This is a genomic window from Staphylococcus delphini, assembly GCF_900636325.1.
In the GTDB taxonomy this organism is placed as follows: Bacteria; Bacillota; Bacilli; order Staphylococcales; family Staphylococcaceae; genus Staphylococcus; species Staphylococcus delphini.
The window spans coordinates 2,565,942-2,592,316 of record NZ_LR134263.1; the positions used below are offsets into that span (position 1 = coordinate 2,565,942).

Here is a 26,375-nt window from a genome sequence, read left to right on the forward strand (position 1 = left end):
ATAGTCAATGTACAAGCGTTTGATGATATATCTTATTTTTGACGCATATATGGGAATAATAACACGTCACGAATAGATGGAGAATTCGTTAACAACATCACAAGGCGGTCAATACCGATACCTAATCCACCTGTTGGCGGCATACCGTATTCTAACGCTTCAATGAAATCTTCATCCATTTCATGCGCTTCGTCGTTACCTTGTTCTTTTTCTACTAATTGTGCTTCAAAGCGCTGACGTTGATCGATTGGGTCGTTTAATTCTGTAAACGCATTCGCATGTTCACGACCTACAATGAACAACTCAAAACGATCAGTGAAGCGTGAATCTTCAGGGTTTTTCTTAGCTAAAGGAGAGATTTCAATTGGATGACCGTAAATGAATGTCGGTTGAATTAAAGTTTCTTCTACTTTTTGTTCGAAAAATTCATTTAAGATGTGACCGTACTTCATATTGTCATCTACTTCAATGCCATGCACTTTCGCTAATTCGTGTGCTTCTTCGTCTGATTTCACTTCATAAAAGTCTACACCTGTTGCTTCTTTAACGGCATCAACCATGTGTAATCTACGCCATTGTGGTTCTAAATGAATTGTTTCATCACCGTACTGAACTGAAGTTGTACCTAATACGCGACGAGCGATATGTGCAACTAACTCTTCAGTTAATGACATAATATCTTTGTAGTCTGCATACGCTTCATACAATTCAATCATTGTAAATTCTGGGTTATGGCGTGTAGAAACACCTTCGTTACGGAATACGCGTCCGATTTCATATACTTTCTCCAAGCCACCTACGATTAGACGTTTAAGGTGAAGTTCGATCGCAATACGCATGTAAAGTGTTGCATCTAATGCGTTGTGGTGTGTCACGAATGGTTTCGCTGCAGCCCCCCCTGCGATTTGATGCATCATTGGTGTTTCCACTTCTAAAAAGCCTTTTTCATTAAGGTAATTACGCATTTCTTGAAGAATACGGCTACGATTAATAAACGTTTGCGTGCTTTCTTCGTTGGTAATTAAGTCAAGATAACGCTGACGGTAACGTTGTTCGATATCTTGTAAACCGTGATGTTTGTCTGGTAGTGGACGTAACGCTTTAGATAAAAGTTTGAATGACTTCGCTTTTACTGATAATTCACCAGTATTTGTTTTAAACATAATACCTTCAACGCCGACAATATCACCTAAATCTGCAGTGTTCCAAATATTAAATTGTTCATCACCGACTTGGTCTTTACGTACATAAATTTGAATTTGACCGGATAAGTCTTGAATATGTGCAAATCCTGCTTTACCTTTACCACGTTTCGTCATAATACGACCTGCAATTACTGTATGACTTTCCGCTTCTTTTTCAGCAAGTTCTTCTTTAGCGTATTGATCCCATTGTGCTTTTAACGTTTCCGCAGTTCCAGTACGCTCAAACTTCTCACCGAATGGATCAATCCCTAAGTCTCTTAATTCTTGTAATTTTTGTCGACGGACCTGCATTTGGTCATTCAATTCTTCTGTCATGCTTACCTCTCCTTTTCGCTTCTTATGCCTCTATTTTTTGTTTTTCCATTTGTTCATCACGGAATTCTGTTAAAATCTCAGTCATTTCGGCTAATGTTTCTGCCTGGTTTAATGCTTTACGCGCTTTGCCATTGCCTCGGACACCTTTAAGGTACCATGACGCGTGTTTGCGCATTTCCATAACGCCCACTTTTTCACCTTTTAAATCAACGAGACGATTCAAGTGTAATAAAGCAATCTCAATTTTTTCGTCGATTTGAGGCTCGTCAATTAACTCGCCTGTTTCTAAATAATGCACCGTACGATAAATCATCCATGGATTGCCTAATGCTTCTCGTCCGATCATAACTGCATCCACGCCTGTTTCTTTCAGCATTTTTTCAGCAAGTTCTGGACTCGTAACATCACCATTACCGATGACCGGAATGTTCACCGCTTCTTTCACTTGACGAATAATATCCCAATCCGCCTTGCCTTCGTACATTTGAACACGTGTGCGACCATGTAGCGAAATCGCCGCAGCACCCGCACGTTCAGCAGCTTTTGCATTTTCAACTGCGAAGATATGGTCCTCATCCCAGCCGATACGCATTTTACATGTCACAGGTTTGCTCACGCGTTCTGTTACCGCCGACACCATTTCATAAATTTTGTTCGGATCTAACAACCAACGTGCACCCGCTTCACATTTAATAATTTTTGATACTGGACAGCCCATATTAATATCAATAATGTCAGCTGTTGTATTTTTATCTACATATTCGGCAGCTTCAACTAATGTTTCTTTTTCACCACCAAAAATTTGTAACGATAATGGACGTTCATTTTCATCGATGTATAACATTTTCATCGTTTTTGGATTGTTAAACAAAATCGCTTTGTCGCTCACCATTTCTGCGCACACTAGCCCGGCACCGAATTCTTTTACAGTGAGTCGAAACGCCGAGTTACACACACCTGCCATAGGTGCGAGAACGACTCTGTTTTCAATTTCAACGTCGCCAATTTTCCACATTTCAAATTTCCTCCAATATATTCAAAGTCAATCACCAAAATCCATCACAATATTGCTTTATATTTCACTACTGTATCATCATGAGGTACGATCTGTTGAATTTTTTGGCCCGAATGCGGTTCGATGACATTGGAAGCTATATCATTTAACGGTACCATCACAAAAGCACGTTCAGTCATACGCGGATGCGGCACCGTTAAATCATCTTCTTCAATGATTTCATCGCCATACAATAAAATATCAATATCCATTGTACGTGGGCCCCATCGCACTTTACGTACACGATGTAACTCTGCCTCAGTTTCTAAAGCGACCTTTAACAAGTCTTGTGCAGAAAGTTGTGTTTGAATGTGTAAGCATAAATTCAAAAAATCAGGTTGTTCTGTATATCCGACCGGCTTCGTTTCATAAATAGATGAAATCGCAACAACATTAATCTTGTCATGGGCATCTAATAAATCAATCGCTGCTTTTAACTGTGCTTCTCGGTCACCCATGTTACTGCCTAAACCTAAATACGCATCAATCATGGTGATTCGCCCTCACAATTTCTACACCGACACCTTGATAATAACCAGGAATAGGTGGATTTTTTTTAGTGATTCTAACTTTCGTTTCCATTACACGATTATAGTGTGAATTTATACGTAATGCAATACGTTCCGCAAGATGTTCAATTAATTGCACTGCGGAATCATGCATAATGGCTTTAATGTCTTCATATACTTCGCCGTAATGGACAGTATCTTCCACGCGATCAGACGCACCCGCTACACTTAAATCTACTTTCATTTCAACATCAACGGTAAAAATTTGACCAATTTCATTTTCTGCAGGGAGCGCGCCATGATACGCATAAAATTCAAGTCCTTGTAAAAATATTTTATCTTCCATCTTCATATCCTTTCAACGCATCCATCGTTTTGGCTAATCGCGCATTCATTAAAACATTATGTACGCGGACGCCATGTACACCTTTCATAATACCGTAAGCTGTCGTGGCTGCCGTCGCTTCATCACGCTCATCAACTTGATTGTCGTCACCGAGTAAAAATTTAATCAAACGTTTTCGACTCGTCGCTAACAAAACTTTATAACCTGTTGCCACAAGTTCATCTAAGCGTGACATCACTTCTTGTTCTTCTTCACGCGTTTTCGCAAATCCAATGCCCGGATCAAGCCAAATACGGTCACGGTCAATCCCGGCGAGCACCGCTTTATTTGCTTGCTTTAATAACATGACAAGCATTTCGTCCATAACTGGTACGTCCCGCTTGCCATCACCATTATGCATTAAAATAAGTTCTGCGTCGTATTTCGCAACCACTTGAAACATGCGTGTATCATAGAGCCCTGCCCACTGATCATTAATCATTGTAGCGCCCGCTTCAAGTGCCGCTTCCGCAACTTCACTTCGAAATGTATCGACTGAAATAGTGACGTCCAAATGTTGTAAAGCTTTAACGACCGGAATGACACGTGCAAGTTCTTCCTCCACTGTGACTTTCTCGTGACCCGGACGTGTGGATACGCCCCCTACATCAATGATATGCGCGCCTTGTTCGACCATCTTTGTTGCATGTTCAACTGCGCGATCAACTTCATTAAAGCGTCCACCATCAGAAAACGAATCCGGTGTGACATTTAAAATACCCATAATTTGTGTTTGTGGCATGTTAAGATCTTCCTTTCCGTCTCATTCAACCATTCACATCCACCTTAGAATAGGTATATTATAACAGATTTCTGAAGCTTTCATATAATGTCAACCATCGTCTTTAAAGCGGAATAATACGCGAACTTGATGGCTAAGTGAGACGCATCATTTTCTATAGCCACATCGCTAAAATGCAATAAAAAAGCAGGACTGTATGTGCACAGCCCCACTGTTCTTGATTATTCAAAATTATAAAGTGGTGTAGAAAGGTAACGCTCACCATTACTTGGCAATACCGTTACAACTGTCTTACCTTTACCTAATTCTTTCGCTTTTTGAATCGCCGCATAAATGGCCGCACCTGAAGAAATACCACCTAAGATACCTTCTTCTTTAGCAACACGACGAGATGTTTCCATCGCTACTTCATTACCGACTTTAATAATTTCATCATAAATTTCTGTGTTTAATGTACCTGGTACAAAGCCCGCACCTAAACCTTGTAATTTATGAGGTCCTGGTTCGCCACCACTTAATACTGGTGAGTCTTCAGGTTCGATGGCAACGATTTGAATGTCTGGATATTTTTCTTTTAACACTTTACCAGCACCTGACAATGTACCACCCGTACCTACACCTGCTAAAAAGGCGTCGATGGTACGACCTTCAAATTGTTCGACAAGTTCTGGACCTGTTGTTAATTCATGCACTCTTGGGTTAGCTGGGTTTTCGAATTGTTGTGGTTCAAAATAGCCATGTGTCTCTTTAAGCTCTTTCGCTTTTTTAATTGCACCTTTCATCGCTTCAGCACCTGGTGTCAATACGAGTTCTGCACCGTAAGCTTTTAATAAGTTACGACGTTCCATACTCATTGTTTCAGGCATTGTGAAAACGGCTTTATAACCTTTTGCCGCACATACAAATGCTAAACCGATACCTGTGTTGCCTGAAGTAGGTTCGACAATTGTGTCACCCGGCTTAATTTTGCCTTCTTTTTCTGCTTGTTCAATCATCGCTAAGGCAATACGGTCTTTCACAGAACCGCCTGGATTTTGATATTCTAATTTTACATAAATGTCCGCAGCATCTTCACCTGCTTGATGACGTAACTTAACAACAGGTGTTTGACCAATAATGTCTGTAATATTATCTACTGGTTTTCTGACCATCATCAACAACCTCACTTTTTAATTAATTTTCTCGTTAAAACATAGCTATTATATCGGATATCTATAGTGTACCACTAAATGTACGCGAGCAAAAGCACATTCTCAGTCGCAACTGTTTTTTTATCTAGATATCGAGCGATGATAACGCCTTTCTCATTTAAAAGACTCGCACACTCAATTTTATATCATTGAAGACCGAGAAGAAATGACGTCGTTTAAATGTTACTGAATTAGCCATCAATTCACGTGAGACGATAACTATTTTGAAATGGTTCATCAAACTCAAAACTTGCCCTCATACACCACTGTTATCAATGTAAAAATGCCAAAATGGATGGGGATTTTCCGAGGGATTGAAAAACCGCCAATGCTACTTCTAATATAACAATATCACGAAGTGTTGGCGAGTTAAGACAAGTCTCTGGAAAAGCGAATCCATACCGGCAACCTCAAAGAATGCGTGTGCATGGGGGCAAGTTAAGGGAAATATAAAATTAAATATACTCAAAATTTTGATTCTAGCTTGTTACGTGTGTTTAAGATGGCATTTCAGCAAGTAACGCCTTCAATTCATCTTCTGAAAATGCATAGCGTGAGCGACAGAAATGACATTCCGCTTCTGCACCGTGATCTTTTGCAATCATATCTTCAATTTCGGCTTGACCTAAACCTTTGATCGCATTTAAAAATTTATCGTGGCTACAGTTACATTCAAATTCAGTCGGCATACTTTCTAAAATTGTCACATTGTCTTTACCTAATATCGTTTCTAACATTTCTTCCGGTGTTAAACCTTCATCAATTAATGTTGATACAGGTTTCATCGTGTTAATCGCTGCTTCTAAACGATCGATAGTTTCATCTTTGGCACCCGGCATGACTTGAAGGATAAATCCACCCGCTGCTTTGATAGAGTTATCTGGGTTAACAAGTACACCGACACCGACTGATGAAGGAACTTGTTCACTGTTCGCAAAATAATATGTGAAGTCTTCACCGAGTTCACCTGAAATGATAGGGCTACTACCTGTGTAATAATCACGCATGCCCACATCTTTTACGACATTGATTGCGCCCGTTGTCCCGACTGCACGACGCACATCTAATTTGCCTTGTTCATTGAGTGGGAAGTGCGTTTGAGGGTTCGTCACATAGCCTCTTACTTTCCCTTTCGCATCTGCATCAGCAATAATTTTACCGATTGGGCCATCGCCGTCTACCGTTACTGTTAATTTTTGGTCGCCTTTTAACATGGCACCCATCATTAAGCTTGCTGTCATTGTTCGACCTAAAGCTGCAGATGCAGTGGGCCATGTATAATGACGCTTTTGTGCTTCTTGAATTGTTTCCGTTGCGTTGACACTATATGCGCGGATTTCTCCGTTAAAGGCCAACGCTTTTACTAAATAGTCATGTGTCATTTTGCTATATCACTCCTTAAATTTATGCAGTTCATTCTGTGTTATGGATTGATTATCATCTATGTCCGTCACTGGTTTGGTTGGAAGGTCACTACTTTGCATTATCATACGCGGAAGTCTCGTACGACTCAACCAAAATGCTTTCTACAGCTTTATTACGTATCGAGATAGAAATCATTTATACATTCAAACTAGCGAAAGAGGAGCGGACATAAAAATTTTTGATGCAATTGATATGGTATTTTATTTAACTTGCCTTCCCTATGATTTATGGTTCTTGATTGCCCTCATGGCTTCGCGTTTCTCACGATGAGACAACTGTTTTTATAAAGCTTTGCCACCACTTATGCCCCCATGATTTTGAAAAGGGTACACCCCTTCATCTCATCAGTGTTCACCAATTATAAAAAGGGCTTTTCTTAAAAGTGTTCTGCTTTCAAGAAAAGCCCTGATGTTTATCGCTTATTGACGTGGCGGTTGATCATTGCCTGGACGATCAATGTTTGGTTCTTGTTCATAACCCGTTTTATCGCCATTGTCATTTTGTTGTGTGTCTTCACTGTCTTTTGACTCAGTCTCATTTGTTGTTTCGTCTTCATTACGACGTTCTGATTGACCACGGTTTGCGTGTTCTGTCAATTCTTCTTGTTCGCGACGAATATCCTCATAAGACTTACCATATTTCCCTTCGTCAAACGCTTTATTTTCAGAATGGTTAACGACTTTTGCATCATCATAATTCACTTCTGGTAAATGGCCTTCGTGGAATAATGATTGAATTTGTTCTGCAACCAATGTTTCTTCAGTTAATAACGTTTTCGCGATGAGTTTCAATTGTGATTCATGTTCTAATAAGATTTGTTTACAACGTTCATATTGTTCTTTAATGATACGCTGAACTTCTTTATCAATTTCAAAGGCGATTTGACCTGAGTATTCAGGTTCACCAGACATGTCTTTACCTAAGAAGACTTGTCCGCCACCATGTGAGAATTGTACAGTACCCAGTTTTTTACTCATACCGTATTTCGTCACCATTTCACGCGCAATTTGTGTCGCACGTTCAAAGTCATTTGACGCACCTGTTGAGACTTCGTTAAAGATAATATCTTCAGCGACACGTCCACCAAGTAAACCACAAATCTTATCGAGCAATTCTGGTTCAGTCATTAAGAAGCGGTCTTGTTTCGGTAACATCATTGCGTAACCACCCGCTTGACCACGTGGGACGATAGTTACTTTGTGCACCACTTCAGCTTCGTCAAGGACCATACCGATAATTGTATGTCCTGCTTCATGATGAGCAACGATATTACGTTCTTTTTCAGAAATGACACGTGATTTTTTAGCTGGACCTGCAATGACACGGTCTGTAGCCTCTTCAATATCACGCATATCGATTTTTTTCTTACCACTACGCGCCGCAACTAATGACGCTTCGTTGAGTAAGTTTTCTAAATCGGCACCAGAAAAGCCCGGTGTACGTTGCGCAATCGCTTTAAGGTCTACTGTTTCATCTAAAGGTTTGTTTTTAGCGTGAACATGTAAAATTGCTTCACGACCTGTCACATCTGGACGTCCAACTTGAATTTGACGGTCAAAACGGCCCGGACGTAATAACGCAGGATCTAAAATGTCAGGACGGTTTGTCGCTGCAATCATGATGATGCCTTCATTTTCACCAAAACCATCCATCTCTACAAGAAGTTGGTTTAATGTTTGTTCACGTTCATCATGACCACCGCCAACACCTGCGCCACGTTGACGACCGACTGCATCGATTTCATCTATAAAAATGATACACGGCGCATTTTTCTTCGCATTTTCGAATAAATCACGGACACGGCTCGCACCGACACCGACAAACATTTCAACAAAGTCCGAACCACTAATTGAGAAGAACGGTACACCTGCTTCACCCGCTACTGCACGTGCAAGCAATGTTTTACCTGTACCTGGTGGCCCTACTAATAAGACCCCTTTCGGAATACGTGAACCCATTTGTTTGAATTTCTTATTATCTTTCAAGAAGTCAACAATTTCAATGAGTTCTTGTTTCTCTTCATCTGCTCCGGCAACATCTGTGAAACGTACACGGCCTTTTTGACTGTCGTACATTTTCGCTTTGGACTTACCAAAGTTCATCATACGACCGCCACCACCGCCGCCTTGTGCTTGGCTAAGGAAGAAAATAAAGAGTAAAGCAATCACTAAAACAGGAATTAATGTAGAAATAATACTTACAAATACACTCTGTCCTTCTTCTTCTTTAACAGTAAAATCTAATCCTTTTTGGTCTTTGGCTGTTTCAGTAACTTTATTCAATTCTTGATCATTATTAAACAAAATTGTTGAGGCATAATCGTCATTATTTTTTAACTTACCGCTCACTTTATAAACGTTATTTTCTGGTTGAATTTCTAAAGATTTTAGTTCTCCATTATCCAACTTTTGAATAAATTGCGTGTACGTTAACTCTTTAGGTACATTTCCATTGCCGTTAATCCATGAAAATAGCCCAAAGATAACAACGCCGACAATGGCTATAAACAGCACATTACGAAAAGCTTTCTGCATGCGTCGTTTCCTCCTACTTCAAATATAAAACTAATAAAAATTTTACCATAATTGTTACACAAATGGCTAGTAATTGACTTTTATCAACGCTGAGGATATGCCCTAATCAACGTGATTATTTTGCGTACACTTCAGGTTTTAGTGTACCAATATAAGGTAAGTTACGATACTTTTCTTGATAGTCTAAACCATAGCCAATCACAAACTCATCAGGAATTTTTTTACCGACATATTTCGCTTCAATATCCGCTTTACGACGGTTCGGTTTATCAAGTAATGTCACAATTTCTAATGAGTTCACGCGACGAGATTGTAATAATTCTGTGATAGATTTTAATGTCGTACCTGTTTCAAGAATATCTTCAATGATTAATACATCTTTATTTTCGATTGATGAACTTAAGTCTTTTAAAATTTGTACTTCACCTGTTGATTCTGTACCACCGTGATAACTTGATACATCCATAAAATCAATCGCAAGTGGCAAGTCGATATGCTTAATTAAGTCTGTCATGAATAAGACTGATCCTTTTAAAATACCGACACAAAACAGATCTTTCCCTTGATAATCTGCTGTGATTGTTTCACCTAATGTGCGACAAATCTCTTGAATGTCACCCTCCGTTAATAACACTTCTTTTACATCATTTTTCATGTATGTCATCTCCCATAAATTGAATCTTAATTACATCTTGATAATGTTGCTGAATATACAACGTGCCTACAGCTAAAATGTCTCCATGCGTCGTTTCGATGATCGGTATTTGCGTTCTCAAATATGCAGGAACTTTCGCATCAATCATCAGCCGCGATACTTTTTTATGATGCCCATCATGTCGTGCAATACGGTCGCCGGGTTGACGAGCACGAATGCGCAATTCAGAGCCGGGCAGGTCCATCATGTCAGTGATCTGAACGTCATAACGACCAAAGCGATACGTTCCCGCTTCAGTCACCCGTAAAGTATATGTATCTAAGCTTTTTTGCATTGGCGCCATTATTACTAATTTATCATACACGATATTAGCATGCCATTGGTTTGTGTGCATCAATTGTGTTTGTGCGACTGGACCGGCTAATTTTTGTAACCAATCTGCATACGCACGCTCACTTATCGTAACGGTATCCTCCTCAAATTGTTGCAACAAAGTATCTAAGGTTAATATTTTAACATGGTACGTCAAGGCGTTGAAAGCGTTTCTTGATACAGCAAAAGAATGTGCGTTTGATGTCACAAATCGCTCGATAAAGTCGTCCACTTCACGTTGCATCAACATGAACGCTTCATCATGCCACGCTTTAAGTTTTAACAATTGTTGCGACTGTAACTGCGCATTCTCGTCAATTTGCGGCAAAATCCGATTGCGAATATCATTGCGGACATAGGTATTACTCGCATTCGACGTATCTTCAAAATAAGGGACATCGTGTTGCTGTTGATAAGCTCGAATGACATGCTTCGGTGTATTTAACAACGGTCTGAACAAACGATATCCGTTACGCGCTTCAATGGCTGACATGCCGAGTGAACTGCGTGTACTTTTTCCAGTAAACAACCGGTAAAAAATCGTTTCCACTTGATCATCCTCGTGGTGCGCAGTGAGCAAACCGTCCGCGTCCAATTGGTGCATCATCGTATCAAACCATTGATATCGCATCTCTCTTGCATCATTTTGAATACTTCGCCCTTCTACCACCGCATCCGACAAGTCCAATCGCTTCATATAGAACGGAATGTCATGCTGTTTGCAGTAATGTTGAATGAATGCTGCCTCTTGCTCTGACGCCTCTCTCAAACCATGATGTACGTGCAAACAAGTTAATTGGCAATACGTTAATGTCTCATCATATAGCAATTGATGCAACAGTACCATACTATCAATTCCTGTCGAAACCGCAACGACGATATGGTCTGTCGCTTTCCAGTTTTGTTGCATATCGATGTCACTCCTACATTAAAATAGAGGCTGAGAGTCAAAGTTATCCTTCGTTTCTCAACCTCTAAGTGATTATCAATACTTAACGACGTGAACCTCTGCCGCCACGTCTTGATTCTGTTTGACGCTTAATAGAAGTAAGTCTGTCTTCACTATCCTTTAAAAAGTTAGATAGCTTTTTCTCAAAGTCTTCTGGTTTTTGCGCCGGTTTTTGCTTACGTGGGCGCTCTTTTGCTTTTTTAATAGATAAACTAATTTTACCATCATCTGCAATAGATAATACTTTTACTTCTACTTCATCACCGACTGTTAAATGGTCTTCTACATTTTCGACATAGTTGTCTGCTACTTCACTAATATGAACTAGCCCACTTTTTCCTTCAGGCAACTCCACGAATGCACCAAATTTTTTGATACCAGTGACTTTACCTTTTAACTTACTTCCTACTTCGATTGACATTGTTATAATGCCTCCTCCCGCTTTAGTTCGATATATAGTTCTATTATACGTTTGTTTAACTGTTTTCACAATGGCAAATTGAACATCGCCTTTTTTCTTTACGTTATTTACTTGTTAACAATCCAAATCTAAAAGTGCGCTACTTTTTCTCGGACTGCTTATCGTTCTTGGCGTCCTCTGGCAATTTGAAAATAATTTCACCATCATTACTTAAATAGTACTCGTCTCTCGCGATTTTTTCGACATACGCTTCATCATTCAGATTGTTTAGTTGTTCTTTTAATTCAATTTCTTGATCTTGTAACTTTTGATATTGCGCTTCTTTCTTTTGACGTTCTACCGATGCTTCGTGGTTCCCTTTCACTTGTACCATCAACATCACTAACAGCACAATAATGATGGCGAGCAATATCCCTCCGAAAACAGAAATGCGTTTTTTTACAACTTTTTTCCGGCGTTCATGTCGCTGCTTTTTAGCATTTTTTTGGCTTGTATACTGGTTGCCGATATTTTGAATTTTTTGGGCCATGGGGCGTCACCTTTCTTTATTTACCCTTTACTGAATGCGCTCTTCTTTAACGAGTTCGAACATCCCTTTAGCATTTTCTTTTGTCGCATGCTCGTTTAATCCTGTGACTTTAACCGTAACGATTTTTTGACCAAATTGAATCACTAACTCATCATCTATTTTCACGTCTGTCCCCGCTTTGGCAGTGTTCCCATTCACCGCAACACGCCCTTGATCACTCAGTTCTTTAGCGAGTGTGCGACGTTTAATTAAGCGTGACACTTTTAAATACTTATCGAGTCTCATCACTATCCCCCTGTTCTATATAAGCTTTAAGTTCTTCTTCCGTAAAGTCTTTATTTTTGACTTCATCATACAATTTTAAGAAATGGGTCGCAAATACTTTCTCAAATTTAACACGTTCTTTTTTACCTTCTGCTTGCTTTTCAGTTTTCCAAATCGCTTTCACATCGTCGACATTTTGCGCACTTTCACTACCAAAAATGTGCGGATGGCGTCGAATCATCTTTTCAGTCAAGCTTGCTACGACTTCACGCGTATCCATGTACCCTTCTTTACGACCGATATTCGTATGCAACAACACTTGTAACAAGATATCGCCGAGCTCTTCAATCATATGCCAATCATCTTCGTTATCAATCGCTTCAAATAACTCGTACGTTTCTTCGAGTAAATAGCGCTTTAACGTTTGATGCGTTTGGACTTTATCCCAAGGGCAACCGTGTTCATCGTCAACTAAACGCGCAATCACTTGGTCCGCATAATCAAAATCACCATATAACGCTGTCTCATCAGTCACTTTCGGTACAAAGACACTCGTTAAATTCGTATACGTTACATCATGATCTAATGCATATATTGGACAACGCGTCACTTGTGCCCCACCTTGATGTGCCCCGTCAACAACCATCACTTCAAAGTCATCCGGGTAACGTTCCATCAAGGTTAACTTTAAGCTACCGGCAACCATGTCACTATAAACTTGCGTCACGACTGTTGCTGTCCGTGGATTGAGCATGTCTACCGTTAGCGCCGTTGCATCTAACATCGTAAAGCCATCGTTCGGATCGACATTGACTGCTTCAAATACATCATCAATAAAACTACGTCCACCTAACACTTTAACTGTCACATTATGTTGGGGTGCATTTTGCAACAATAGCTGTGTCGTCGTCTCGGCCACGCGTGGATGACCCGGCACAGCATACACGATGTCTTCATGTTGCGCATACTCGAACAATCGCTCTGTTATCGCTTGATACACTGGTTCAAATGTTTCATGCGCTTCGTAAACATCGTCAAAACTTTCGATCGCGATGCCTTCTAATTGTGCAATCACGGGATGCGCTTTCGTACGCACATAAATTTTAGATTGTTGTTGGATTAATTTGTATATACTTACGGGTAATTCGTCTAAACCGTAGTTCCCTAATCCTATAATTGTCAGTTGCTGTGTCATGACTTTCTTCCTTTCTCCCACGAAATGACTTTATCGCCAAACGGTAAATGAATCCATTCTTCTTTACTTAAAATATTGAGGTACAACAGCATGAAGACGATGCTACCGACACCGACCATAGCTGCAATAAGGAGTTCAACTAAACCACCGAAACGTGTCTCAGCAGGAATGAGATAATGACATAATTGTACAACAGCTGTCATGACCAATAAAGCTAAAACCAATTTCACATAAAACTTTCGCAAGGCGTGAAGGCGATAGAGCTGTACGACGCGATGATGTAAGACAACAACGAACACGACTAAAGAACTGACCGTCGCTATACTTGCACCCAAAATACCAAACAACGGAATCGCAATGCTGTTGAGCACGCCTTTTGTGACGATTCCGATGACGAGTGCTTTCATAATCATACGAAATTGTTCATGCACTTCTAGCAACGCGATGTACATCATAATGAGTGACACGCATATGACGGTTAACATATATAGCGACAATGTCCCCGTCAATGCTGCGCGTTCAAAAAAGACACGGTTGAGTAACGGAATTAAATTGACAAGCCCAATACCGCTCGCACTGCTGATCACAATCGTAATTTTCAGTGAGGCATTCGCATAACTGTGCATTTGTTGGCGCTGTCCATTTTTCTTCGTATCTGTCAAAAGTGGAATTAACACGAAACAAAATGTCGTTGTGACGATGAGCCCCATTTGAATAAAGGACGCGCCACGATCGAAAATTCCTTTTTGCGTAATCGCTTCATCAAACGTGAGTCCTGTACCGTAACGCAACATATTCACAATTGTAAAGCTATCGACCACTTGCCATAAAATGACGATTAAATGACTGATTGCAAAAACGACTGTCGCAACGAGAAAACGACGCCACTGCAAGCTTTCTTGATCGATGGACATAGCAGGTAGGTGACTTTTGAAAGCTAAAAACACCGTCGCTACTACAAAACCTGCAGTTGACGCGACAATCGCCCACATGCCTGCCTGATAAATCGACAAGTCTTGAAAGATAAACAACCCGATCACAACACCAATTAAACCGACGCGGACAAATTGTTCCAACACTTGTGAATACGCGGGCATGTGCATTTCGTATTGAGATTGAAAATAGCCACGCAATAAACCGAGCGCGCCTACAGAAATAAAACTGAAACTTGCCGCTCGAATCATCGGCGTTAATTGCGGATCACCCATTAACAACGCGACCGCTTTCGCACCGATGAACATCAGCGCACAAATGACTAGACCTACACCTGTCAATATTCGACATAACCGAATGAAGAAGGGTTTCGATACACGCTGATGCCCTAACATTTGCGTATACGCACTCGGCAACGCATTGCTCGACAATACTACACCTAACGCCACAATAGGGTAAATTTGTTGATACGCATACAATCCTTCATCGCCGAGTACATTTTGATAAGGGACACGATATAAAGCACTCAATATTTTGACGACAATCAACCCTAACGTCAGGACAACGACACCATTAAATGCTGTGTTAGACTTCATGCGGGAGTCTCAAACTTTCTTCCAACGTCTTCGCTAAAAACTTCAGCGATTCGAGCCATTGCTTCCCTTTCGTCAATGTCACTTTCATACAGCCATCTTGTACGCCGACTTTCATTGCACGACCGAGCGCCAATGTATTTTTAAATAATGCTTCACCGTCAATATCATTTGTACCTTTTTGCGTTAATAAAATTTCAATCGTTTTGCCTGTATCTTTCACGGATTGCACACCGACGTGAAGGAGATGGACTTTAATCTCTACAGAATCTAACAATTGCTCAACCTCTGTTGGATACGCATTGAAACGATCGAGCAATTCATCTTTAATATCCATCAATTGCTCCATACTTTCAGTCGCTCTCAACTTCTTGTAAATTTCAATTTTCGCTTGTTCATTGCGAATGTATTCGGCTGGTAAATATGCATCGAGTTTCAAGTCTAACTCTAGCTCAGGGACCGGCGTTTCTTCTTTAATGCCACGCTTTTCGTTTACCGCTTCTTCTAACATTTGTGAGTACAAGTCAAAGCCGACCGAATCAATGAAACCGTGCTGTTGTTTACCGAGTAAGTTACCTGCACCCCGAATGTTCAAATCACGCATCGCAATTTTAAAGCCACTGCCGAGTTCGGTAAATTCTTTAATCGCTTGGAGACGTTCTTCAGCGACTTCATTCAATACGCGATTCGTTGCGTGAAGGAAATACGCATACCCGATACGACTCGAACGACCGACACGCCCACGCAATTGATACAGCTGACTCAAACCAAAGCGATCAGCATCTTCAATAATGAGTGTATTCGCATTCGGTACATCGACACCTGTTTCGATAATCGTCGTCGTCACTAAAATGTCGTACTCTCCATTAATAAAGTCGAGCATCGTTTCTTCCAAGTCACGTTCTGGCAATTGACCGTGCGCGACACCAATTGAAGCGTCTGGCATCAACATTTGAAGTTGTTCACGCTTTTCGTAAATGGCGCTTACACGGTTGTAGAGATAAAACACTTGGCCGTCTCTAGAAAGTTCGCGTTCTAAAGCTTCTTTAATAAAATTAGTATTTTGCTCTAAGACATACGTTTGGACTGGGAAGCGGTTTTCTGGTGGTGTTTCAATAATCGATAAGTCACGTACGCCCAACATACTCATATGCAACGTACGCGGAATCGGTGTCGCAGTTAACGTTAGTACATCGACATTTGCTTTTAACTGCTTAATTTTTTCTTTATGACGCACACCAAAGCGTTGTTCTTCATCGACAATAAGTAAGCCTAAATCTTTGTACTCAACCGTTTTACCGAGCAACTTATGTGTCCCTACAACGATGTCCACAAAGCCTGATTTCAAACCTTCTTTTGTCTCGCGCACTTCTTTAGGAGTACGAAAACGACTCATCAAATGAATTTCGACAGGGAAATCACGCATCCGCTCAATCAACGTCTCATAATGTTGTTGCGCTAAAATGGTCGTCGGCACTAAAAATGCGACTTGTTTCCCTGACATCACTGCTTTGAAAGCCGCTCTGACAGCTACTTCAGTTTTACCGTAACCTACGTCACCACATAACAGACGGTCCATAGGTCTTTGGCTTTCCATGTCATTTTTAATTTCGATAATCGATTTCGCTTGGTCATCCGTTAAATCATATGGGAAATCCATTTCAAACGCGTATTGTTCTTCTGTATCTGGTCCAAATTGATAACCGACAGATTGTTCGCGTTCTTTATATAAAGCAATGAGTTCATCCGCAATATCTTCTACACTGCGCTGAACTTTCGCTTTCGTTTTCTTCCATTCGCTGCCACCTAACTTATATAGCTTTGGCGATTTATCTTCTGAACCGACATATTTTTGCACTTGCTCCATTTGATCGACAGGTACAAAGAGTTGGTCTGTGCCTTGATACTGAATTTTAATATAGTCGCGGTGTACGTCACCTACTGCTAAAGTTTCCACGCCGAGGTAGCGCCCTACACCATGATGGACGTGCACGACATAATCGCCAACATTCAATTCTTGGTATGATTTAATTTTTTCCGCATTACTTAACGTTTTGCGTCGCTTTTTCGTACTCTTTTTCTGCTTAGACTTAAACAATTCACGTTCTGTCACGACAACGAGCGACATGTAAGGGAGTTCGAAGCCTTCTGACAAGCTGCCCTCAATAATCGCCGCATGTCCAGGCGCCATTGTGTCAACGTCAGGCTCTAACAAGGTAGGAATGTGCATCTCACTTAACATCGCCTGAATACGTTCTTTTTTCGTTGCCGTTTCTACCATGACGACGACACGGTCTTCTTGTCGCATATAGCGTTGGAATTCAGAAGTCATAATGTCGTATTGCCCGTAAAATTGTTGGACCGGTTTACACGAAAACTTAATCATGTCGTCTAACTTCATTTGCATTGAAGCGGTAAACAACGTGAAAAACGTAATTTTGAACTGGCGTAACATTCGATCAAATGCCTCATCATCCATAAAACGCTGTCCGATAAAACCTTTACCACTTTCAATCAAATTCTGTAAAAAGTCTTCTGTTTCAACCGACAATGAATCCTCAGTTTCGCGAACACGATTGTATTCATCAACTAAAATAACCGCATTATCTTTGAGGTAATCTAAAATCGTTGTAGGCGTCTCGTACATAAACGCCACTAAACGACGCAATATTTGGGGATCAAAATGTGTATCCTCAATCATTTGAAAACTGTCATACGTCTCTTTCAAATCTTGACGTACTGACTTGTCAATTTTAGGTCGCGTCGTTTCGTAAGCAGACTTCAACGCTGTCATCATCTGTTGTCGTACGGCCTCTGTCATAATATAATCATGCGCCGTCGTAATTTCCGCACTGTCGATATTTTCTGATGAACGTTGCGTCTCTACATCGAATTGGCGAATCGAATCCACTTCCGTATCGAACAGTTCAATTCGAATCGGTTCACCTAGTAACGGATACACATCAATAATGCCACCACGCACCGAAAATTCACCAATATTGGATACGACCGATTCACGTCGATATCCCATGCTCACTAATTTTTCTAAAAACGCGTCAATCTCAATATCGTCGCCCACTTCAAAAGTCATTTGATGGTCGCGCCACATTTTTTTGGGTGTGAGCAACTTTTTCAAGCCATTTAAAGGGACGATAAATAACCCGCGACGATCATTCGCGAGTGCTGTTAACGTTCGTACACGTTCACTCATTAATTCCGGGCTTTGCGTTGAAAATTCTTCTGTCATAATATCTTGAACAGGATATTTATACACTTCATCAGCCGGAACAAACTGTAATAAATCCGCTTCAATCTTGTCCGCTTGATATAAATTGTTTGTAACCAAAACGACTTGGCGGTGGTCCGATTGATAAAGTTCCGCAATGATAGATGCTTTCGCGGCAGGGGTTAATCCTGTCACGAGCACATTGGATTGACCGACTTGCTCTGCTAAATCTTTAAATCTCGAGTCTCTATTTATAATTTCATTGATTATTGATTTCACTTAGCCTCACCATTATATCGATTCATTACATTTTCGAATTTTTCGTTTCCTATAAATGCTTCTACGGCATCTGCCACATGTTGAATGACTGTATCCATCACTTTCATTTCATTGGTTGAAAAGCGCTGTAATACATAATCCTTGACCGCCATCCCATTCGAAGGACGATCAATACCAATACGAATACGTTTAAAGTCACTCGTGCCTAACATTTGGATGATGGATTTCATGCCGTTATGTCCACCAGCACTACCTTTTTGACGTAAACGTACATGACCTTGTGCTAAATCTAAATCATCATACAGTACGAGTAAATCATCTACCTCTACATCATAGTAATCCATCAGAGGGGCAACCGCTTCACCTGACAAATTCATCAAAGTCAATGGTTCGATGAGCATCACTTTTTCACCATTGATGCGCTCTATTGTATAAGCGCCACGAAACTTTTGTTTGTCGAGTTTGATTTGATGTCTATCAAGTAAATGATCGATGACTTCAAAACCGATATTATGTCGCGTATATTCATATTTTTTTCCTATATTACCTAAGCCTACAATACACTTCATCATTGACCTCCATGTTTGTCTTTCTCCTACGCTCTATTCATTATCATTTGCGTTTAATATCCCTATATTAACACATTTGGCCTTGAACTTGGTGAATCGTCCTATTCCTATTATAAAACTTCTATTCGAAACACTCACAACTTATCCAAAATTCAAAATCGCGATATGATGACGTTCAAATCTGAATAGGCGTTCATGCCACGCTTAACACCTTTAATGACGTCTTTTCACATTATGCAACGGCACATATCACGAATGCTTTTTCACGCTTCTCATATTGAACTACTTTTCAACACGCATTTTTTCATTGGCCATTTCAAAAAAAGGTATCGCTTGGTACGACGTCTTCTTTTTTACATTTGGCTCCATTACTTTTCTTAAATCGAGCACCAACCACAACGCCAAAAAGAGCTGACACCCATAAGGCTCAGCTCTTCTTGCAATGATATTGACATCATTTTTATTCTTCTTCTTTTGCTTCCTCGTCTGAAGATTCACCCACAACTTCTGGCTCTTCTTGAGTAGATTCGCCTTCCATTGCTTCGATTTCTTCTTCAGTTGGCTCTTCAGTAGGTGCAACAACTGAAACGATTGTATCTTCAGCATCGTTTTCGATAGTGAAGTCACCAGAAATTTTAACATCAGCTACTGATAAGCTGTCGTTGATGTTTAATTCAGTAACATCTACTTCGATATATTCAGGAATGCTGTCTGGTGTAGCAGTGATTTCTAAGTTGAATAATGGTTGTTCAACTACGCCGCCTTCTTTAGCGCCAACAGCTTCACCAATTAAGTGAACAGGTACTTCTACAGTACGCTCTTCAGTCATATTGATTGCTAAGAAGTCAATATGTGTAATTTGGTTTTTAAGTGAGTCGTATTGGTAATCTGATACCATTACTTTGATTTGTTTTGAACCTACACCAAGTTCAATCACACCGTTACGTCCAACTTCACGAATCAATTTGATGAATTCTACTTCATCTACTTTAACTGATACGTTTTTAGTACCGTAACCATAAACAACTGCTGGTACTTTACCTGCTTCACGGATTTTACGTAAGTCACCGCGAGTTTGTTTACCTTGACGAATAATAGACTTTAATGAAGCCATATTCATTTTCCACCTTTCCATTGCACACTATTGTGCTGCACTTGCCCATCAACCTATGTTGCTTGCAAGTGTGTATTTGTCCGTATTGACACGAACAGACCCATTTTACACGAGGGCTGATAATAAGTCAACATGCATTAGTCAAATAATACACTCACAGATTCGCGTTCATACACACGTACGATCGCTTGTGCTAACAATTCTGCTACAGAAAGTTCTGTAATATTGTTTGGCTTTTGTTCGTCGTTTAATTGGATTGAGTTCGTTACGACTAATTCTTTAATGGCTGAATTTTCGATACGTTCTTTCGCTGGACCCGATAATACAGGGTGTGTACAACAAGCGAATACTTCTGTGGCACCTTTATCTTTTAACGCTTGTGCCGCTAAAGTAATCGTACCCGCCGTATCAATAATGTCATCAATAATAATCGCTGTGCGTCCTTCAATTTCACCCACAATGTTCATCACTTCTGCCACATTCGGTTTTGGACGACGTTTATCAATAATAGCGATAGGTGTTTTCAGAATATCTGCTAATTTACGTGCGCGTGTCACACCGCCATGGTCTGGTGATACAACAACACTTTTTTCTGGATCGATTTCTTTATTTTTCAAGAAATAGTCCGCTAAGATCGGAACACCCATCAAGTGATCAATCGGAATATCAAAGAATCCTTGAATTTGAGGTGCATGTAAATCTAATGCAATCATACGATCCGCGCCAGCTGTTTCGAATAAATCAGCCACTAACTTCGCTGTAATTGGCTCACGGCTGCGGGCTTTGCGGTCTTGGCGTGCATAACCGTAGTATGGCACAACAATCGTAATGTTTGCTGCTGAAGCACGTTTACATGCATCAATCATAATAAGAAGTTCCATCAAATGTACATTTACAGGGTTAGAAGTCGGTTGGATAATGAACACATCACAACCACGAATACTTTCTTCAATATTAATTTGAATTTCACCATCACTAAAACGTTTAACTGTACATTTACCTAATTCAACACCTACATGATCTGCGACTTCTTGTGCAAGTGGTTCGTTACCTTTCAACGAGAAAATTTTCAAAGACGAATTTTTATATTCGGTGTTTAACATTATTATGAATCCTCCAATTTTGTTTTGGTCACTCTTTTTAATTACAACAGACCGTTTTTAGTCTTTCATGTGAAACTATTGCTCTTTTTGAGTCATGTATCCCGGTTTTGTCACTTGTTTTGAACGCGCGAGTGCTAAGCTATTTTTAGGAATTTCATCTGTAATTGTAGAACCTGCTGCAATAAGCGAACCGTCTCCTACAGTCACAGGTGCGATGAGATTCGTATTACAGCCGATAAACGCATCTTTACCTACAATCGTTTTAAACTTGTTGACGCCATCATAGTTCACAGTGATGGAACCACAACCGACATTTGTTCTTGCCCCAATTTCTGCATCGCCAATATAACTGAGATGTGACACTTTTGCTTCGTCGTCTAAGCGTGCTTTTTTAATTTCAACAAAGTTACCGACTTTCGTTTCTTTGCCCAAATCTGCGCCTGGACGTAATTGTGCGAATGGTCCTACTGTAGACTTGGCACCGACGACTGCATCAGTAATCACCGAATGCTTAATCGTCACAGCGTCATGAATGTGACTATTGTGTACTTGAGAATATTGACCGACTGTGACACCTTCACCGACAACGGTATGCCCTGACAATTGAACACCTTGCTCGATAATGGTATCTGCACCGATTTCAACTTCAGCACCAATATAAGTTGAATCAGGGTCAATCAAGGTTACGCCGTTTTGCATGTGGTACGTATTGATACGTTGGCGAAAAGCTTTTTCAGCTCGACTTAACGCCACACGATCATTGACACCCATAATCTCCTCGAAATCATCCGTATGATAAACTGCGACTTTACCCTCATTTTGAAGAATTAACGTTAAAACTTGCGGCAAGTAGTATTCACCTTGCGCATTATTGTTGTCCACACGTTCTAACATCTCAAATAGCGTCTGATTGTCAAAAACGAAAATACCCGAACTGATTTCAGTGATTGCTTTCTGACTGTCATTGGCATCCTTTTCTTCAACAATTTCCATCAATTGACCTTGCGCATCACGGACAATACGACCATAGCCAAACGGTTGAGGCGCTGTCGCTGATAACACAGTTGCTTGTGCGCCTTCTTGTTCGTGATGTGCCACTAAACGAGACAATGTTGCACTTGTAATTAACGGTGTGTCACCACAAACGACAAGTGTAATCCCTTCTTTTGCTGATAAATGCTCAGCTGCTGTCTTTACAGCGTGTGCCGTACCAAGTTGTTCTTGTTGAAAGCTATATAAAGAAGCATCCCCTAACTTCTCTTTTACACTTTCCGCACCGTGACCGACGATAGTGACAACTTGATCAACACCAGAAGCACGCACTTGATCAATGACATGACCAATCATCGGCTTCCCGGCAACTTGATGCAGTACTTTAGCTTGCTTCGATTTCATCCTTGTGCCTTTACCCGCTGCTAAAACGATTGCATGTTTTTGCATGGCAATGAACCCTCCATTATCTTATACACTTCTATACAATTATAATTTAACCGTGCACACACTTTCAAGGTGTAACCTCATCATCCCTGTATTCGGATAGAGATCATTAAAATTTAACTTGGACCCAATGTTACACAACAACGGCTTTCTACACTTAGCTTCGTGGCAAGTCTGTCAAAAATCGCCTTTCGGAATAACCTTTATCGCTTGCTCAACGCTGCGCTCATTCGATACCTCTCCAATTAAAAAGGCTGATCAGCTAAAAAATTCATAGCAACAAGCTGATCTATATTAATAAAGCAGTAAAAACTTATCTTAATTTTGCTATTCTATATTGCTCTTTGAACCATTCATATTCACTCGTTTAAATCGTATTTAATATTCGATCTTTTAAAATATTGTCATGTTTATTAAGTATCATTACTTTTTACAACATACACTATTCACTTTCTTTTCTCATCTCCTCTAATTGTGCTCTGATTTCATTCACAAAAGTATTTCGTCCATTCGATTTTAAAATGATAAAAGGCTTATTATTCTTTTTCGCTAGTTTTTTGGCAATTAAAGCTTTGGCATGACTCGTATTAAATATAGGTATTAACACAATATCCGACTTATTAATTACACTTTCAACGGTACTAGATACATCAGAATCCGTATAGAAAATTGTTCCACCGCGTTTATTGACCTCTTCTGTATAGCCGTTATTAAACTTTTCCGCTCCTAATACACCAACATAAATGCCCAAAAATTCTTCTTTATCTACTTCATCTTCATCTTTTCCCTGCGTATTTTGTTTATAATAAGTTGGCTTTTTAGATGTAGGTGTAGGAATTGCCTCATTTAAGCTATATTTCCAACGTACCCGAGCAATACTTTTATCCGGCATATGCGCAATCGTTACTAAATCTCCCACTTCTAATTTAAATTTAGCCACATCTTCGTCATGTATTAAAATCGTTGTTAATTTAGTTAAAACGCCATCATTATAATATTCATTACAAATATAACTCTGTAATATATCATCAAATGCTATAACCGCATAATCATAACTCGTTATTTCTTTCTCCTCAATACTGCCTTTAGGTAACGTTTCTATCTTGATAAAACTATCTCTTCCAATGGATAAGCCATTTTTTTCATAGGCAAAGTAATCTCCGTGCTCTAAATTTTCTGAACGTATAATATTTTCCGGCACATAAACGGTATCTTTATCGTTATTTTCTTTTAATCCTATACCTCCACGTAAATTTCTACTTAAGATATAGACATTATCTAATTCATCGCTTTGACTATGTTCCTCTTTTTCATCATTCGTGCGTGCTATTGATTGCTTTGATTCATTGTTGTTAACGATCGTTAATGCATTTAAATGTTTCAGCATTTCTAAATAGTGGTGGGATTGCTCACTGATTTCATCTACACTATGTAGCTGTTCAATATCTTTGATCCACGCCTGCTTAATCGTTTGCATCAATTCATTTTTAAAGTTATCGTTCATATCTTTCCCCCTTTTAAAAATACCTTTTTATGTGCTTACGCATCAGTATATATGATTTGCCTAACGTGTGGAAAATCATTTCTTATTTTAGACATTCTAATTATCAAGTGCTTGCGATGCCCTGTTAAACGATATACGAAACCGCTTTCACATTTCAGCCTACTGGCACTATGTTGTGAAAGCAAACAAAAAGGCTTTGCCATCACCACAATGACAAAACCTCATAAAAAGAAAAAACTATTCAACTTCTTCTGTATCTTCTGATGCATCTGATGTTGGTTTTTGAGCAGGTAAAACCTCATCAGTTTCATCATATACTTTCATTACCGCATCTTGAATCTCTTGTCTCATTTCCGAGTTGATTGGATGAGCGATATCACGGAATTCACCATCTGGTGTGCGTTTGCTTGGCATAGCTACGAATAAACCTGAATTACCTTCAATCACTCTCAAGTCGTGAATAACGAATGATTCATCTAAGGTAATTGACACTAAGGCTTTCATTCTGCCATCTGTTTGTATTTTTCTAAGTCTAACGTCTGTCACTTTCATGTAGTGAGCCCCCTATAGTAATTTAAGTATACTTTAATAGTATGTTTTTAAGAAGTCATCATCTTAACTTTTTTGATTATATCTCTTTAACCTCAGCAACCATTTCAATCTCTATTTTTACATCTTTCGGTAAACGTGCAACTTCCACTGCACTTCTCGCAGGACGGTGTGTGTCAAAGTATTTTGTATATACTTCATTCACTTTTTGAAAGTTTTCCATATCCGATAAGAAGATTAAAACTTTAACAACGTGATTCAAATCTGACCCCGCAGCATCCAATACCGCTTTTAGATTCTCCAACACTTGCTCAGTTTGCTTTTCTACATCATCGCTTACAATTTCCCCCTCCAGGTTCAATGGGATTTGACCAGAAGTGTAAACGAGTCCGTTGACGATTGAAGCATGTGAGTAAGGTCCAACTGCTTTAGGTGCATTGTTCGTGTTAATGATTTTCAAATAATTGAACGCTCCTTTTACCTTTAAAATTTAGATAGACTGTTCCCTGACTCGACTTTAAATTCTTGATTGTATTCATCGACATCAGAGAGACGTACTAAGGAAGTATAATCTTCAATCAGTCGTTGTTTGACTTCTTTGGATTCTACAAGTACTGATACCCCTTTTACGTGGGCTTTAAACTCATTCATTAAATTCATAACGCCATTAATTGAACCACCAGCACGCATAAAGTCATCCACAATCAACACGTTTGAATGTTCCTTTAACGTACGTTTAGATAATACCATTGTTTCGATTTTCCTTGTCGATCCTGAAACATAATTGATTGAAACTGTTGAACCTTCTGTAACCTTATTGTCTTTACGAATGACGACGACTGGCAAGTTCAGTACACTCGCCACAGCATTCGCCAACGAAATCCCTTTAGTTGCAATCGTCACAATCGCATCCAACTCTTCTTGCATATAAATCGTCGCAATGAGTCGACCGACACGTTTTAACAATGCAGGATTCCCCATGAGATCAGAGAGGAACAGATACCCGCCAGGCAATAAGCGCTCTTTTTCTTGCAGTAATGAAATCACTTCATCAATCACTGCTTGTGCCTCATCCTTTTGCATTTGCGGGCGATATTTCACACCCCCACTTGCGCCAGATATCGTTTCCACTGTCCCCAATCCTTCTTTAACTAGTGTATCTTTAATGATTTGGACATCTTCACTAATTGATGACTTCGCTTGTTCAAACTTGGTTACAAAATACGTCAGTGGTACGAGTTTATTCGGGTTATTGATTAAATATTGTGTCATATAAACAATACGTTCACTTCTTTTGTATCGCACTGCTGTCACCCTTTCTCCT

Annotated in this window: 24 protein-coding genes; all 24 read right to left on the reverse strand. The window is 39.8% G+C overall.

What is annotated here, in order from left to right:
• Window positions 1-32 precede the first annotated feature (32 nt).
• Entirely contained in the window at window positions 33-1,520 is a 1,488-nt protein-coding gene (gene lysS, locus EL101_RS12120) for a lysine--tRNA ligase (protein ID WP_096598440.1), read from the reverse strand.
• Window positions 1,521-1,542: 22 nt separating this feature from the next.
• Window positions 1,543-2,535 carry a tRNA dihydrouridine synthase DusB gene (gene dusB, locus EL101_RS12125; RefSeq protein WP_014614788.1) on the reverse strand — a complete coding sequence of 331 codons (993 nt, stop codon included), beginning with the start codon at window positions 2,533-2,535 and terminating at the stop codon, window positions 1,543-1,545.
• Between the two features lie 44 nt (window positions 2,536-2,579).
• Window positions 2,580-3,065 (reverse strand): 2-amino-4-hydroxy-6-hydroxymethyldihydropteridine diphosphokinase, encoded by a 486-nt coding sequence (folK, locus tag EL101_RS12130; protein ID WP_019165002.1) that lies wholly within the window; start codon window positions 3,063-3,065, stop codon window positions 2,580-2,582.
• Window positions 3,058-3,429: a dihydroneopterin aldolase gene (gene folB, locus EL101_RS12135; protein WP_096598439.1), complete on the reverse strand. Its 372-nt coding sequence runs from the start codon at window positions 3,427-3,429 to the stop codon at window positions 3,058-3,060. The genes folK and folB overlap by 8 nt, the downstream gene beginning before the upstream one ends.
• A complete protein-coding gene (gene folP / locus EL101_RS12140; RefSeq protein ID WP_096598437.1) occupies window positions 3,419-4,210 on the reverse strand; it encodes a dihydropteroate synthase in 792 nt (263 codons plus the stop codon). Before folP ends, folB begins: the two co-directional genes overlap by 11 nt.
• A gap of 221 nt (window positions 4,211-4,431) precedes the next feature.
• The gene (gene cysK / locus EL101_RS12145; RefSeq protein ID WP_096598435.1) at window positions 4,432-5,361 is read right to left on the reverse strand and encodes a cysteine synthase A; all 930 of its coding nucleotides are present in this window, start codon (window positions 5,359-5,361) and stop codon (window positions 4,432-4,434) included.
• A gap of 536 nt (window positions 5,362-5,897) precedes the next feature.
• A complete protein-coding gene (gene hslO / locus EL101_RS12150) occupies window positions 5,898-6,782 on the reverse strand; it encodes an Hsp33 family molecular chaperone HslO (RefSeq protein ID WP_096598433.1) in 885 nt (294 codons plus the stop codon).
• A 462-nt stretch (window positions 6,783-7,244) separates the two neighbouring features.
• Window positions 7,245-9,359, reverse strand: a complete 2,115-nt coding sequence (gene ftsH / locus EL101_RS12155; RefSeq protein ID WP_096598431.1) for an ATP-dependent zinc metalloprotease FtsH — start codon at window positions 9,357-9,359, stop codon at window positions 7,245-7,247.
• Between the two features lie 115 nt (window positions 9,360-9,474).
• Window positions 9,475-10,014 carry a hypoxanthine phosphoribosyltransferase gene (gene hpt, locus EL101_RS12160; RefSeq protein ID WP_096556882.1) on the reverse strand — a complete coding sequence of 180 codons (540 nt, stop codon included), beginning with the start codon at window positions 10,012-10,014 and terminating at the stop codon, window positions 9,475-9,477.
• The gene (gene tilS, locus EL101_RS12165; RefSeq protein ID WP_096598429.1) at window positions 10,004-11,296 is read right to left on the reverse strand and encodes a tRNA lysidine(34) synthetase TilS; all 1,293 of its coding nucleotides are present in this window, start codon (window positions 11,294-11,296) and stop codon (window positions 10,004-10,006) included. Before tilS ends, hpt begins: the two co-directional genes overlap by 11 nt.
• 82 nt (window positions 11,297-11,378) lie before the next feature.
• Complete coding sequence (locus EL101_RS12170; RefSeq protein WP_014614797.1) at window positions 11,379-11,756, reverse strand: S1 domain-containing RNA-binding protein; 378 nt, start codon at window positions 11,754-11,756, stop codon at window positions 11,379-11,381.
• Between the two features lie 139 nt (window positions 11,757-11,895).
• Window positions 11,896-12,285 carry an FtsB family cell division protein gene (locus EL101_RS12175; protein WP_019165010.1) on the reverse strand — a complete coding sequence of 130 codons (390 nt, stop codon included), beginning with the start codon at window positions 12,283-12,285 and terminating at the stop codon, window positions 11,896-11,898.
• A gap of 27 nt (window positions 12,286-12,312) precedes the next feature.
• Entirely contained in the window at window positions 12,313-12,570 is a 258-nt protein-coding gene (locus EL101_RS12180) for an RNA-binding S4 domain-containing protein (protein WP_019165011.1), read from the reverse strand.
• Complete coding sequence (locus tag EL101_RS12185; protein ID WP_096598427.1) at window positions 12,557-13,744, reverse strand: MazG nucleotide pyrophosphohydrolase domain-containing protein; 1,188 nt, start codon at window positions 13,742-13,744, stop codon at window positions 12,557-12,559. The genes EL101_RS12180 and EL101_RS12185 overlap by 14 nt, the downstream gene beginning before the upstream one ends.
• Window positions 13,741-15,273 carry an oligosaccharide flippase family protein gene (locus tag EL101_RS12190; RefSeq protein ID WP_096598425.1) on the reverse strand — a complete coding sequence of 511 codons (1,533 nt, stop codon included), beginning with the start codon at window positions 15,271-15,273 and terminating at the stop codon, window positions 13,741-13,743. The genes EL101_RS12185 and EL101_RS12190 overlap by 4 nt, the downstream gene beginning before the upstream one ends.
• The gene (gene mfd / locus EL101_RS12195) at window positions 15,263-18,766 is read right to left on the reverse strand and encodes a transcription-repair coupling factor (RefSeq protein ID WP_373364903.1); all 3,504 of its coding nucleotides are present in this window, start codon (window positions 18,764-18,766) and stop codon (window positions 15,263-15,265) included. The genes EL101_RS12190 and mfd overlap by 11 nt, the downstream gene beginning before the upstream one ends.
• Before the next feature lie 5 nt (window positions 18,767-18,771).
• The gene (pth, locus tag EL101_RS12200; RefSeq protein ID WP_014614803.1) at window positions 18,772-19,344 is read right to left on the reverse strand and encodes an aminoacyl-tRNA hydrolase; all 573 of its coding nucleotides are present in this window, start codon (window positions 19,342-19,344) and stop codon (window positions 18,772-18,774) included.
• 460 nt (window positions 19,345-19,804) lie between these two features.
• The gene (locus EL101_RS12205) at window positions 19,805-20,458 is read right to left on the reverse strand and encodes a 50S ribosomal protein L25/general stress protein Ctc (protein WP_096556894.1); all 654 of its coding nucleotides are present in this window, start codon (window positions 20,456-20,458) and stop codon (window positions 19,805-19,807) included.
• A 137-nt stretch (window positions 20,459-20,595) separates the two neighbouring features.
• Window positions 20,596-21,561, reverse strand: coding sequence for a ribose-phosphate diphosphokinase (locus tag EL101_RS12210; protein WP_014614805.1), 966 nt, complete (start codon window positions 21,559-21,561; stop codon window positions 20,596-20,598).
• Window positions 21,562-21,636: 75 nt separating this feature from the next.
• On the reverse strand, window positions 21,637-23,001 hold the full coding sequence (gene glmU, locus EL101_RS12215; RefSeq protein ID WP_096598419.1) for a bifunctional UDP-N-acetylglucosamine diphosphorylase/glucosamine-1-phosphate N-acetyltransferase GlmU: 1,365 nt from the start codon (window positions 22,999-23,001) through the stop codon (window positions 21,637-21,639).
• Between the two features lie 439 nt (window positions 23,002-23,440).
• Window positions 23,441-24,502, reverse strand: coding sequence for a DUF2325 domain-containing protein (locus tag EL101_RS12220; RefSeq protein WP_096598417.1), 1,062 nt, complete (start codon window positions 24,500-24,502; stop codon window positions 23,441-23,443).
• A gap of 237 nt (window positions 24,503-24,739) precedes the next feature.
• Window positions 24,740-25,054, reverse strand: a complete 315-nt coding sequence (spoVG, locus tag EL101_RS12225; RefSeq protein ID WP_014614807.1) for a septation regulator SpoVG — start codon at window positions 25,052-25,054, stop codon at window positions 24,740-24,742.
• 76 nt (window positions 25,055-25,130) lie between these two features.
• Window positions 25,131-25,511, reverse strand: coding sequence for a RidA family protein (locus EL101_RS12230; protein WP_014614808.1), 381 nt, complete (start codon window positions 25,509-25,511; stop codon window positions 25,131-25,133).
• Between the two features lie 23 nt (window positions 25,512-25,534).
• The gene (purR, locus tag EL101_RS12235; RefSeq protein ID WP_026066943.1) at window positions 25,535-26,356 is read right to left on the reverse strand and encodes a pur operon repressor; all 822 of its coding nucleotides are present in this window, start codon (window positions 26,354-26,356) and stop codon (window positions 25,535-25,537) included.
• Window positions 26,357-26,375 lie beyond the last annotated feature (19 nt).